The sequence below is a fragment of the Comamonas sp. SY3 genome, from assembly GCF_041730275.1.
Lineage (GTDB): Bacteria > Pseudomonadota > Gammaproteobacteria > Burkholderiales > Burkholderiaceae_C > Comamonas > Comamonas sediminis.
Genome location: NZ_JBGTYN010000014.1, coordinates 121,892 through 134,776 on the forward strand (window position 1 = coordinate 121,892; position 12,885 = coordinate 134,776).

Sequence of the window (12,885 nt, forward strand, 5' to 3'; positions counted from 1 at the left end):
GGCTCAGATGTCGATGGCGACAATTTTCTTGATGGACATATAGCCCAGGGTGAGCATCACGATCATCACGGCCAGTACCCCCCAGCCGATGGGGGTGACAAACAGCAGGTGCATGGTCGGCTGCATCAGGTACAGAATGCCGCCCAGCACCACGGGGAACATGGTCATCACCAGGCCCTGGATGCGGCCTTGCGCCGTCAGCGCCTTGATGCGCCCTTCCAGCATGGCTTTCTTGCGCAGGGTCTCGGCCAGCAGCTGCAGCGGCTCGGACAGGTTGCCCCCCACTTCCTTAGCCACCCGCAAGGCCACCACCACGAGCATGAAGTCCGGAATCTGGATGCGCCGCGCCATGTTCTGCACCGCGTCGTCAAAAGACAGGCCAATGCGCTGCTCCTTGAGCACAATCGCAAACTCATCGCCCAGAGGGCCTTTCTGGTCACGCACCAGAATCTGCAGCGCCACCGACAGCGCACTGCCGGCGCGCAATGCGCTGGCAATGAAGAGCAAGGCATCGGGCAGCTCGGCCTCGATGCGTTCGCGCCGCTTCTTGCGCTGCCAGGCAAAGTAGCGCGCCGGCAGAAAGTACACGGCGCCGCAGACCACCACCACCAGCACCCAGTTGCGTGCCACCAGGTAGGTAAGGATGCCGGCCACCACCACCATGGCCACATGGCCGGTGGCCAGGGTCAGCGCCTTTTGCGCATGGAACTCCGAGATGCCCAGGATCCGGAGGCCGCGGCCGCGCAGGTAGACGTTGGACCGGTTGCGCCACTCGCCCAGGCGGCTGTAGACCAGCCAGCCCGAGAGCACCACAAAGCCGGCGGCGGCCAGCAGAAAGCCGAGGAACTGCCAGTTCTTCATACCGGCTCTCCCTGGAAGAACAACTCCTCCATGTTCACCGGTACTCCGTGCTCCACCAGCCTGGAGACAAAGTCCGGGATCACCCCGGTGGCCTCGAACCGGCCCTGGGTGCGGAACTCAGCATCCAGCCCGGTCTTGCGGAACACAAAGATGTCCTGCATCTGGATCACGCCATCGGTGCAGTGCAGCACCTCGGTGATCTGGGTCACCTTGCGGCTGCCGCAGGGAAAGCGGGTGAGCTGCACCATCAGGTGGATCGCCGATGCGATCTGCTCGCGGATGGCGGTGACGGGAATGTTCATGCCCGCCATCGTCACCAGCACTTCCATGCGGGCTGCGGCATCGCGCGGCGAGTTCGCATGCAAGGTGGTGAGCGAGCCGTCGTGGCCGGTGTTCATGGCCTGCAGCATGTCCAGCGCCTCGCCGCTGCGGCACTCGCCGACGACGATGCGGTCCGGGCGCATCCGCAGCGAGTTCTTGACCAGGTCCCGGATCGACACGGCGCCCTTGCCTTCGACGTTGGCCGGGCGTGCCTCCAGCGACACCAGGTTGGGCTGGTTCAGCGAGAGCTCGGCCGCATCCTCCACCGTCAAGATGCGTTCGTCGTTGGGGATGAAGTTGGACATCATGTTCAGCAACGTGGTCTTGCCGGTGCCGGTGCCGCCCGAGACCACGATGTTGAGCTTGTTCTCCACCGCCAGCTGCAGAAAGTCGACCATGGCCTGCGAGATCGACTGGTACTGCACCATGCCCTCGGCACCCATGCGCTTCTTCGGAAACTTGCGGATGGTGATGCTGGGGCCGCGAATCGCCAGCGGCGGAATGATGGCGTTCACGCGCGAGCCGTCTTTGAGGCGCGCATCGACCATCGGCGAACTCTCGTCGATCCGCCGGCCCAGCGGCGTCACGATGCGCTCGATCGCACCGTTGACCGCCAGGTCGCTGGTGAAGGACACATCGGTGCGCTCGAGGCGGCCGCGCCGCTCGATCCAGATCTCGTCAAAGCGGTTGACCATCACCTCGGTCACCGAGTCGTCCTGCAGCAGCACCTCCAGCGGGCCCAGGCCAATCGCCTCGTCCAGCAGCTGCTGGCTCAGCTCGGTGCGGTCAATGGTCTCGGGCAGGTTGGGCGTGTCGCGGATGATCTCGGCAATCAGCGCGCGCACGTTGGAGCGCAGCTCGTCGTCCTTCATCTTGATGGTGTCGATGCGGCGCGCTTCCAGCTGCTCGAGCAGCTGGCGGTGCAGCAGGCGGCGCCACTGCAGCAGCGGGTCTTCCTGGCGCGGCTGGCTGCGCGCGGGACGCGGGTGCTCCAGCGCAGGCGGTGCGCCCGGGTCCGGTGCCTGGGATTCTTCGCGGGGTCCCGCGAGCTTCTCATCGAGCAGCACGATGATGGAGTGCCCGCCGACGACCACCTCCTCCCCCCCTCGGCAGGGGCCATAGCGGGTCACGCGCTCGTTGTTGACCCAGGTGCCAAACAGGCTGCCCCGGTCTTCGATGAAGACCTCGCCGTCATGCAGCATCACCACCGCATGGTCGCGGGCCACGTTCCAGCCCGTCAGGTGCAGGGAGCGGTCTGCGGATTTGCCGATGGTGAAGGTCTCGGCGCCGAGTTCGAACTCCTGCGCCTTCTGGCGGGGCGAATGGACTAGTAACTTATGCACGGTCTTCTCCGGGATCAGCGGCCGCAGCCGTCAGTTGTGCGAATAGCTGTCGGGGTCCAGACCCCGCTCGGGCATCGGCGGCTCTGCCTTCCTGGAGTTGCGGTAGAGGTCTTCGGTCAGGTCGGTAAAGCCGTTGGAGATCTGCTCCTCCATCTGCTGGCTGCGCTCCAGGCGGGGGCGCGAATCGCGCGCGGTGACCACACGCGGGGTGATGAACACCACGGTCTCGATCTGGGTGTCGCTGTCGTTGTTGTTCTTGAAGGCCCAGCCCAGCACCGGCACATGGCGCAGGCCCGGCAGGCCATCGGTGGCGCGCGAGGACTGGCGGCTCAGCAGGCCCGAGAGGATGATGGTGTCACCGTCATCGACATTGAACTCGCTCTCGGTGCGGCGCGTCAGCAGCCCCGGGATGCCATCGACCGAGACCGACTGGTCGATGTTGCTGACCTCGGCCAGGATCGAGCCGGAGATATTGCCTGCGCCATCGGCCATCGGCTTGACATGCAGGCGCAGGCCATAGGGCTTGTAGTTGACCGAGCCGGTACCCAGCGCGCTCATCGCGGGCAACGGGATTTCACCGCCCGAGAGGAAGCGCGCCTCGCCGCCGCTGCGGGTGGTGAGCTTGGGCGAGGCCAGCAGCATCGCATTGCCGCGCTGCACCTGCAGGTTGATCGCCGAGGTCAGCGCCGTGCTCAGGCCAAAGTAGTAGCGCGCCTTGCGCCGGCGCTGGTCCAGAAAGCCCTGGCCGTAGCCGCTGTCCAAGTTCAGGAAGGGCGAGTTCTCCGGCAGGATGCGGTAGCCGCCGTTGGAGGCGATATCGGAGAACAGGCCAAAGTTGAAACCACCACCGGTCGTATCCCACTTCATGCCCAGGTCGTCCAGCGCCGAGCGCGAGAACTCCACAATGCGCACATCCATCTCGATCATGCGGTCCACACGCAGGCGCTCCGAGGTGGCGAAGGACACGACGGCCGGTCCGTACATGCGCGCAATCTCCCGCAGCCGCGATACCGCAGCGGGGTCAAGGTTGGCGCCGTCGAGGATGATCTTTTCGCCGACACGGGAGACGCTCACCCCGCTGATGCCGGCGGTCAGCATCGAGATTTCGCCTTCGATGCGGTCCAGGTCGACCACATTGACGCGCGCCTTGAGGCTGCTGACCTGGCCGTCCTTGCGCCAGATATGGACCGTGCTTTCGCCGGCGTCCAGCGCCGTCAACAGCAGGCTCTTCTGGTCCACGACACGCGCTTCCATGATCTTGCCATTGCCGACGGCCACGCGCACGACGTCGCGCAGCTCTATCAGGGTCATCTGCCCCACATAGAGCGACAGCGATGCCGGCAGGTGCCTGATCACCAGAGGCTGCACGCCACCGATGCTGGTTGCATCTGCGGCAGCCTGGGTGTTGACGCTGACCGTGGGCAAGGTGCGAAAGCCAGGCGATGTGAGAGGCGCCATCTGGCCTTCGGTATCGCGGGCGAAATCGCCCCCCTCGCCCCCTTGGCCGCGCTGCTCGGCTTCCGCCTGCAGCGAGGCACTTTGCGCAGCGCGCAGCAAATCCCCCAGCGCGCCGGTGGCTGCCGGCTGCGGGGTGCCGCCCGAGGCCTGTGCGGCCAACAACGGCGCCGTAGGCAGGGCCAGCGCGAGCGCGGTGCAAGCCGTCGCACCCCAGTTCTGAAGGACCGGACGGGGACGGGACATACGGATCATCAAGGAATTCATGGTCTACCAACTCTAGGGAGCGAACGGCACAGCAAGGCCAGGGAATAGATCAGCACGCAGCGGGGATCAGTAGGAGCCGGCCACGGCGGGCGCCTGGGGCGCCGGCGCGCTGGCGCCAGGAACGGCCGCAGCGCCCAGCAAGGCCGCCAGCGGCGTCTGCATCTGGGTCTTGACCCCGCTGCCGCCGACGATGTACTCGACCACCGCCGGTGTGCGGTTGGGCACGGTCCGAACCGGGGGGCGCTGGGGGCGGAAGCTGTCGATGTAACTGGCCAGCTGCTGGGCGTTGGTGCCGGTGTCGAGCTTCTGGCGGTCATCGGCATTGCGCAGTGCCGCGACGATCTTGCCCAGCTTTTGCGCGAGGATCAGGCGCTGCGCGTCCACCGGCGGCAGGCCCACGGTCACCGTGGTGTAGCTGCGCTGGCGGTAGGGATCGACGGTGTTGGCGATGTCGGGGCGCTTGCGCAGCTCGGAGAACTGCTCGGAGGTGATCTGGCCGGTGGCACGCACGACCACGTCCTGCAATAGCGGCGCAACGATGGCGTCCTCGGCCTGGGTGCCGCCATCCTTGTCGGCGATGAACAGGAAGTCGATATGGTCGCCCGCGCGCAGCATGCCCGATATCGTGCTGACCTCGTCGACCGGAATGGTCACCGCACGCACGCCAGCTTCGAGCTCCTCGGAGAACAGCTTGCGCGGCGTCACAAAAAAGTTGGCCAGCAGCGGCTTGCCGGCGCTGATGTCCACCGACAGCTGACGGCCCAGAAAGGCGTCGATCATGTCCGGCGTCAGCACATCGGCATGCACATAGGCCGAAGGCACGCTGCGCTTGGCCACCATCTCGGGCAGCAGCGCGGTGCCGGCGGGAATGTTCTGGACCGGCACCACCACATCGGTGCGCAGGCGTTCGGCTTCCGATTCCAGGTTGGCCTGGATCTCGCGCTCGGAGGTCTTCAGGTAGTACCAGCCCAGGCCGGCTGCGATGACCCCGAGTGTGATGGCGGCGATCAGCGGAGCGGCGCGGCGCGAACCATTGGCCAGCCGGGAGAAACGGTTCGGTTTAGGAGAGTTTGGGGTCACCATGGCAAAGAGATCGTGTAGGAATAGGAAGCCCAGGCTGCGCGGAAGGCATCGATCAGCAGCTGAAACAAAGACTTGTCGGCCCCCGGCATGGGCGCGAAGAACACCGCCGCCAGCACCCCCGCAACGATCACGTACTCGGTCATGATCTGCCCCGACTGCCGGCGGGTGCGGATAACAGGGAGGGGGAGGTTCGGTGTCGGCATGCGGGAAACGGCTAGGCCTGGGGCAAGGTGTTGCTGATGACGATGGAGCAACCCACGCCGTTGTGGGCCAGAGCGATCACCGCCTCCTGGCCGCCGCGCCGCAGCACCACCTGGGCGCGCGTGCCGCCTTGGATGGTCTTGCGGCTGAGCACGGTCCAGCCGGCCACCAGCGCCTGTTCGCGGATGTAGAGCTCATTGGCCTCGACGCTCAAGGTATTGCCCCAGACGGTGGTGCGGTTGACCCGGTCAGCATCGAACGAAAAGGTGTCGGAGAACTCATCGGTGCCCATCGGCACGGCCAGGTAGCTGCGGCGCTGCAGCTGCTCGCTGACCAGTTGCGGCACCGCGCCATGCAGCCAGGCCGACGAGATGCGCACCTGCTGCTTGCCGCTGGGCAGCGGCCGGAACTCGACCGTGATGCGGAAATGGCCATCGCGCGCGCCGAGGATCGGAATGCCTTCGAGCGTGGTTTCCGAGAAATCGGACTTGCCCCCCAGCCATTCCTGGTAGAAGCGCCGGGCCTGGCGGGTGTCGCCGTCGATATCGAAGGCCTGGATCTGCATCGGTATCTTGTTCTGCACGATCAGCTCGGCCACCCAGTACGGCGACAGATGCTTGTCTGGAAACAGGATGACCGGCCAGGCAATGGCGCTGCCGGGTGCGGCGCGGGTTGCCAGCGGCACGGCGGCGGCCAGCGCGGCCAGCAGCAGCCAGGCCAGCGGCAACCACAGCCCTGCTGGCCGGCGGACAGCACGCACGCCACGCCTGGGCCTGTGCAACAGCATCATCGTCATGGCAAGGTGTTGACGACCGGCGGCGGCGGGAACGCGCGGTAGAAGCGGAAGCAGTCCTTGCCGTCGGGCTTCTCCAGCGGTCCGCACTCGTGCTCGCCCGGGTTGTCGTTGTAGTGCTCATTGGCAGGCACCTTCTGCAGCCACTCATAGCGGTCGAGCGGTACCGACTTCTCCTGCGCATCGCCAGGCGTCAGGCCCATCGTGAGCTTATTGTGGTCAAAGGTGGGCCAGAGCCACTTGAGCGTGCTGCCCAGTTGCCCCAGCGGCGCGCGGAAATCCTGGTACTCCGGGCGGTCCAGCAGCTTCATCGGCACCAGCCCCTGGATCTTGGATTCCTCGCGGTTCGTGCCGCCGGCGCTCCAGGGCTCGGACAGCATGGTCACATGGTCCTTGATCTGCAACTTGAGCGGCAGCGGCGTGTCGTTCTTGTGCAAGGCCGACTCCACCTTGCCAAATTCGGTTGGGAAGCGCGCAGCGGCAAAACCGGCACCCCGCTCCAGTGCCACCTCGGTGCGCATATAGCCCTGGGTGACAAAGCGGAACTTGGCGATCGACTCGCCCTTGGCCAGGTTCTGCACCTCACCGACCTTGGAGAAGATGGTATCCATGAAGGCGGCGACCGAGGGCAGCGGTGCAGCGGTGGTCTTGGCGCTGAGCGACTCGTTGAAGTCGGGCATGCGGGCCTGGCCCGACGTGAACTCGGACACCGCCTCGCCATGCACAGCCGTGTTGGTGTCCTGCGTGGGATCGCGGAACACATGGCGGCGCAGGTCGTTGCTCAGCTCGGCATCGGACTTGCGGATGGCGCCGCTGGCGCCCTTGTACTGGTCGGCCGACATAACCTCGGTTTCCGTCGCCGCTGGAAACCAGACCGCGCGCTGCCAGGCATTGAGCTTGGCCGCCGCCGTGACCTGCATGCGCGCCTGGCCGTAGTCGGCAATCAATGGTACGGCCGCCATCAGCAGTGCCGCAAAACCGCTGATCAACGTGACCTCGACCAGCGCGCTGCCCTGCTGCGCGCGGTGCCGGGCACGGCGCTGCAGCGCCTTCATCGGAGGAGTCTGGAGCCTCATTGCGCGGCATCCTGGTTGTCGGGCTCGCCGCCGCCAAACAGGCCATCCGACCCGCCCAGGGCGGAGCCGGCCACGGCCACGCCACGCGCCCAGATGGAGGGCTCAACATGGTGGACCTGCCAGTACGGGGAGAACAGGTTCTTGTGCTCGATATAGCCGCCGGTGAAGCCGACCTTGATCGTGCGGCCGGCGATCTGCAGCGACTTGTACTGGTCCTTGGTCATGTCGCGGCGCTGCCAGCGGTCCTGCGGCCGCTTGAAATACAGCTGGGCCGAAGACAGCGCGCTTACGTCGCCACCCAGCATGCGGTCCCGCAGGCCGATGCTGTAGTCGTCCTTGGCATAGCCAAAGCCGGCTTGTTCGCCAGTGCGCATATCGCTGCCCCGGCGCGCCACCATCACCGAGATCGTGGGCCCCTTGTCGGTCAGGCTGCCCCACTTGCGGGGGTTGATGCTGGTCATCGACAGGTCGCCATACCATTTGTCCTGGTCCCGGCCCTTGAGCGTGCGCAGCTGGCGCACATCCCAGTAGCGGGGCAGCGAGAAATTCCTGGTGGCCAGCCCAATGTCGGTGCGCGGCTTGTACTTGTAGGCCGAGTTGAACTGCAGCACCGCATAAGGCACCAGCAAATTGTTGCCATCCCGGTCGCGCCCCGCCGCATAGATGGCGCTGTCGGACAGGCCGTCTGCGGTCAGCTTGCCGTAGTTGCGCTTCTCATCGCTTTGGTACTCGGGATCGGCATTGCGCGGCTTGAAGTTCTTGTCGTAGGAGCGCAAGGCCAGACGGTGGCCGGACCAGCCCTTGTCTGCATAGCCGGAGCCACCCGTGGCAGCGGATGCGCCCAGCCCGAAATCGCCGACAAAGCGCTCGCCCAGCAGCACCCCGGCGCCGAAGATATTCACCGAATCGGCTGATTGCCAGCGGATGCGGCCCCGCTCGTCGGCGAGGTCCGAGCCCCGGGTGGCGACCAGCTCGGTGCCGCCCTTCCACGACACCGTGCCTTTGAGCAGCTCCTGCATGGCCGTGGCAATCGGGCCGCTGGAGAGGTCAAAACTGGAGCCCTCGTTTTGCATGCCGCTGATGCCCTGACCGATCAGGCCCGGGAAAATGCGCCGGTCCTTGCTGAAGTCATCGCGTGTCGCCTGGGCCGCATGGGCAAAACGCATCGCATCAAAAAAATCGTCCTCGTCGTTGCGGCGGTCCGACGTGGTGCTGTAGAGCTTGATGAAGTTGAGAAACTCCAGCGACGAGCTGGCAATCAACGGTGCATTGGCCGCGACCGGCAAATAGGCCTTGTCGTCGTTGTCGCTGAGCACATCCTTGGCGACGACGATCGCCTCGGGAATGCTGGCGCCGGTTGTCGCCGCCTGGGCCAGAGAGATGGCGGTGTTGAGCACCCGCAGCGCGTCCACCATGATCTGGAATGGCCGGGCCGACGGCTCGATGGCCTTGGCGATGTTGTTGGCCTGGCGCTGGTACTTGGCGGCCGCCTGCACATTGCCGCCCCACTTGACCAGGTAATTGATGGCGCTGATGAAGTCATAGCGCGCAGCAGCGGCTGCTGCCTGTGCCAGGTTCCACACGCCCTTCTGCCCTTCGATCTCCACCCGCGCCACCTGGATATTGGCCGCCGTGCTGACCACCATGCCCACCGACGTTTGAAAGCTCGCCAGCATCGCGACGCCCGCTTCATTCGCGGCCATGGCCCGATTGGTATAGGCCAGAAAATTCAATTGCCGCGCAAATACCGTTGAAGCGCTATACGTCATCGCATCGGCATTGTTTTGCAGCTTCATTTTGTCTCGCGTCACAATGGCCGTGTTATAGACCAGGAATATGCCGAGACAGACCACCGGAACCATGGCCAACAAATAGACAATCACCTGCCCTTTTTGTACGCGATCCCCGAATCGATACGAAGATGGTTTATGCATGATGGCTACTATTATGTAATTCGTTGGATTCCGGAGGCCCTCCCTCCCGTTGATAGCGTAAAGCCATTATCCCAACCCAGCCCACCCAAGGGTTTGCACTGAATACCAGACGCCCACCGCAGGCAGTACCTTCTTACGCTGGGGCCAAGCGCCTGCAACTTCGCAGCAGCGCAACCGGGTTGCGACAGCGGCTGTTATTTGGCGCCGTCGTTACCGCCCTCGGTATAGGTCGACATATTCATGTTCTTCTGGGCATTGGTCAGCGCCTTGCCCGATGCTGCCTGTGCCGCAGTAATGCCTTCCTTGCCCGATTCACCACCCACTTCCTTGGCCATACCCGCAACCTGGCTGCGCACCGTCTGGCCGAAAAAGCTGAAGGCAGCAATCGCGGCAATCGCAATCAAGCCCAAGATAATGATGTATTCCGTCATGCCCTGGCCGCGCGATTTGCGCTTGGTCACCGGCATGGAAAGTCTTGCGACAGCGGATGGGGTGTGATTTGTGATATTCAAGGCGAGCTCCTCATTCATGGATCATTCGGACGAAAATGCAGTCATTTCAGAAACCATGCCATGCGACCGCGCAGCGCAATTACTGAACGGCGCAATGGTATCTATCTGTTTTCGCGATGTACATGCCATTTTTATTAAAATGTTAACAAAGTGTTTCTTTGCCTAAATAGACTGAATGAGCTTATTTGTCAAAATTAATTTGTTGCCAGATGAAATTTTTCAACTGTCATATTGATGACATCCACAGGTTATTGAACAATCCTTTGCAACCAACGCCAGTCAACACAATAATTCCATAGAAATCATGACCCAAGCCCCTAACCCGAGGGAACGTCCCATAATTACACAACATATATATGCAATCGATATTCGATACCGTCCCAGAATAACTTGCCATAATTAGCGAGTAATTATTTCATCTGTCCAATAAATAAGCAGCATTAATCGCTGCCCCAACACATAGCAAGGGATCTGCTGCCTCCTCCGCTGTCGCGGTCTGAACATGGGCCGGCGCGAGTGCTCAGGTGGAATGTCTCGTCGGCTGCAGGCCGCTGACGCGCGAAGACGCCTTACACCATGAGCCGACCCGCACGCCACGCCTTCGGAACGTACAGCGCAGAAGATCCCCGGACACGGAGAAACAAGCATGGAAAAAGGCAGACCGAAGTCAGGCATCACACTGACTGAACGGGAACGTGAACAGCTCGAAACCATGGCCACCCAGGCAGGCCAGCCCGCGCATCTGGCGGCCCGCGCCCGGATCATCCTGCGCAGCGTGGAAGGCGACAGCAACACCACGATCGCCCAGGGCATGGGACTGACGCAGGCGACGGTGGGCAAGTGGCGGCGCCGCTTTGCCAGCCACCGCGTCGTGGGCCTGTATGACAACATGCGCCCGGGCAAGCCCCGCACGATCGATGACCGGCAGCTGCAAACCATCGCTGCCATCACCACAGCCGAAACAGGCTCTGGCGACGCCGCACCCGACAGCGTGCGCGCGCTGGCAGCGCGCACGGGCATGTCCAAGAGCAGCGTGGCCCGTTATCTGCAGCTGCTGGGTAAAACCAGGTCCCGTCCCCACTTTGCGCTCTTCAGCGATCCGCTGCTGCTGGAGCAGTTGCAGGCCCCCGCCGCGCTGTACCTGAGCGGCAGCGACAGAGCCCTGGTGATCTGCCTGGACACCAAGAGCCCGCTGAGCCTGCCCGCCGCTCCCCGCAAGGCGAGCCCATCCCACGCCCTCGCCGACCATGGCAGTTGGCCGCATTCGCTCTCAACGGCGCTGTGCAAGGCACTCAGCAGCCCCTGCACAAGCCCGCCAGCGCAGTGCAAGCCCCGTCTCCGGCACCAGGAGTTTCTGGTCTTCCTGCGTGAAGTCGAAGCCATGCTGCCGCCTCATCTGGATGTGCATTGCATCCTCGACACCAGCGCGCTGAGCCAGCACCCCAGCATCAAGGCCTGGCTGGGCACGCGCCCGCACTGGTGCACGCATGGCTGTGGCGACTACGCCGCCTGGCACCGGGAGCTGGGCCGCTTTCTGAGCCGGCTGGGCACCCAGCGCAGCGCGAACACGCCCAGCCGGGAATGTGCGCAGTGGCTGCAGTCTGTCGACGCATTGGCACGCCAACAAGGCGCCCATCACCGCCCCTTTCGCTGGATGGGAGCACTGCAGCCGCTGGAGGAGAACGGCACCACCGCAAGCCCGCAGCCGCGGCCATGCGCGGAAAAGCCGGACACGGGCGACCATTGAACCCCAAGGGCATGCCGGAGGCGTCTAAGCCACGCGACCGGGGAATGTAACAAAATGATGTAGCATTCACACACTACCCAGGGGCAGATGCAGATGAATGGCGCACTCCAAAGAGACCAACGCAGATGGCAACGATGCTGACGACCGTCCGCGCGCTTCTGGTTCTGCTCCTCTGCGTGCTGGCCAGCGGGACCGAAGCGGCCAACTACCCCTGCAGCGGCAGCAAAGGCGGCATCGCGCACTGTGCGGGAACGCGCTTTGTCTGCCGCGACGGCTCCATCAGCGGCTCCAAGCGCGTCTGCACGGCCGCTGACGCAGCCACGCCAACCCTGCGTCCGCTGGTCTCCGATGCCACACCCTCCCGCACGGACTGCGCCTGCCGCGCCAACCGCTATTGCACGGGTCCACGCGGCGGACGCTATTGCCTGTCCGACAGTGGCAAGAAGAGCTATTTGCGCGACTGAAGGGCCGCAGATGGCGGCCCAGCGCAAGGGGCTGAACATTCCAGCGCGGAGGTCTGCGCGGATGCGCGTGCCTGGCATAACGCACGCCCCCCCCCTGCGCCGCTGGTCCGTCTGCGGTGCGACCGCCGTGGTGGAATGGCATGCCGGTGCGCGTCAGGCCTGCGAGCGCTCGCACCGTCATCAAGACGCCCGCGCAGTGGGCTGGCACCTGTCACTACCAGCGATGGAGGACCTGCAGGACGTGCGCCGGCGGGGACGCTGCGGAGACGAAGGTGGAGATGGAGAGAGAAAGAGTGCTCTTGGAAGCTAGCGGATGACCGCCAGCCTGCCGCAGCTTAGGCGGTGGTCCGCAAGACCGTGCGGACGATCGTGGGGTGCACGCATCGCTAGGCACCGGCGTGTCTGCCGCAGCATCGCGCCAACGCCAGCAACGCATCATCCGGGTGGTGCCCCGAGCCGGGATCGAACCGGCACGCCACTTTCGCGGCACGGGATTTTAAGTCCCGGGTGTCTACCAATTTCACCATCGGGGCACGCAGCCTGCCATTCTAGCCGCTCCCGCTGCGCTGTTGGACGAAGACAGCCCGGGAACCCCGTGTGGACACGGTAGCCACAGCATCTGCAGATGCGCGCAGTGCCATGACAGCGAATGCGCCAGGGGTAAACGAAGACAGGCTTTGTGCCGGTCTGTGCAGCGGCAGCAACATGCGCTAGCGTGCAGAACGCAGACGCCGAAAAGCAAAAAAGAGCCCAAAGGCTCTTTTCGCAATGTGTTGGAGCGGGAAAACGGGTTCGAACCGTCGACCTATACCTTGGCAAGGTATCGCT

General features: G+C 64.1%; 11 protein-coding genes and 1 tRNA gene. 2 read left to right on the plus strand and 10 right to left on the minus strand.

All coding sequences use genetic code 11. The features are described from left to right. Positions 1-3 precede the first annotated feature (3 nt). From ACCQ08_RS17265 to ACCQ08_RS17305, 9 genes are all read right to left on the minus strand, one after another. Positions 4-861, minus strand: coding sequence for a type II secretion system F family protein (locus ACCQ08_RS17265; protein ID WP_373450497.1), 858 nt, complete (start codon positions 859-861; stop codon positions 4-6). Then, positions 858-2,525 (minus strand): ATPase, T2SS/T4P/T4SS family, encoded by a 1,668-nt coding sequence (locus tag ACCQ08_RS17270; protein ID WP_239809098.1) that lies wholly within the window; start codon positions 2,523-2,525, stop codon positions 858-860. Before ACCQ08_RS17270 ends, ACCQ08_RS17265 begins: the two co-directional genes overlap by 4 nt. A gap of 30 nt (positions 2,526-2,555) precedes the next feature. After that, on the minus strand, positions 2,556-4,226 hold the full coding sequence (locus ACCQ08_RS17275; RefSeq protein ID WP_373450498.1) for a type II and III secretion system protein family protein: 1,671 nt from the start codon (positions 4,224-4,226) through the stop codon (positions 2,556-2,558). Positions 4,227-4,313: 87 nt separating this feature from the next. After that, complete coding sequence (gene cpaB, locus ACCQ08_RS17280) at positions 4,314-5,330, minus strand: Flp pilus assembly protein CpaB (RefSeq protein ID WP_373450499.1); 1,017 nt, start codon at positions 5,328-5,330, stop codon at positions 4,314-4,316. Continuing rightward, positions 5,324-5,533, minus strand: a complete 210-nt coding sequence (locus ACCQ08_RS17285) for a hypothetical protein (RefSeq protein ID WP_312413310.1) — start codon at positions 5,531-5,533, stop codon at positions 5,324-5,326. Before ACCQ08_RS17285 ends, cpaB begins: the two co-directional genes overlap by 7 nt. Before the next feature lie 11 nt (positions 5,534-5,544). Further along, the gene (locus ACCQ08_RS17290) at positions 5,545-6,291 is read right to left on the minus strand and encodes a hypothetical protein (protein WP_373450500.1); all 747 of its coding nucleotides are present in this window, start codon (positions 6,289-6,291) and stop codon (positions 5,545-5,547) included. Positions 6,292-6,323: 32 nt separating this feature from the next. Beyond that, positions 6,324-7,400 (minus strand): hypothetical protein, encoded by a 1,077-nt coding sequence (locus ACCQ08_RS17295; RefSeq protein ID WP_373450501.1) that lies wholly within the window; start codon positions 7,398-7,400, stop codon positions 6,324-6,326. Next, complete coding sequence (locus ACCQ08_RS17300) at positions 7,397-9,196, minus strand: hypothetical protein (RefSeq protein WP_373450502.1); 1,800 nt, start codon at positions 9,194-9,196, stop codon at positions 7,397-7,399. The genes ACCQ08_RS17295 and ACCQ08_RS17300 overlap by 4 nt, the downstream gene beginning before the upstream one ends. A gap of 332 nt (positions 9,197-9,528) precedes the next feature. Further along, a complete protein-coding gene (locus tag ACCQ08_RS17305) occupies positions 9,529-9,846 on the minus strand; it encodes a pilus assembly protein (protein WP_373450503.1) in 318 nt (105 codons plus the stop codon). Between the two features lie 646 nt (positions 9,847-10,492). Between ACCQ08_RS17305 and ACCQ08_RS17310 the strand changes: the two genes are divergently transcribed. Together ACCQ08_RS17310 and ACCQ08_RS17315 are read left to right on the plus strand one after the other, a co-directional pair. Beyond that, entirely contained in the window at positions 10,493-11,593 is a 1,101-nt protein-coding gene (locus ACCQ08_RS17310) for a helix-turn-helix domain-containing protein (RefSeq protein WP_373450504.1), read from the plus strand. 125 nt (positions 11,594-11,718) lie between these two features. Further along, positions 11,719-12,057: a hypothetical protein gene (locus ACCQ08_RS17315; protein ID WP_373450505.1), complete on the plus strand. Its 339-nt coding sequence runs from the start codon at positions 11,719-11,721 to the stop codon at positions 12,055-12,057. A gap of 444 nt (positions 12,058-12,501) precedes the next feature. Here the strand turns inward: ACCQ08_RS17315 and ACCQ08_RS17320 are convergent. Next, positions 12,502-12,590 (minus strand) — tRNA-Leu (locus ACCQ08_RS17320). Between the last annotated feature and the right edge of the window lie 295 nt (positions 12,591-12,885).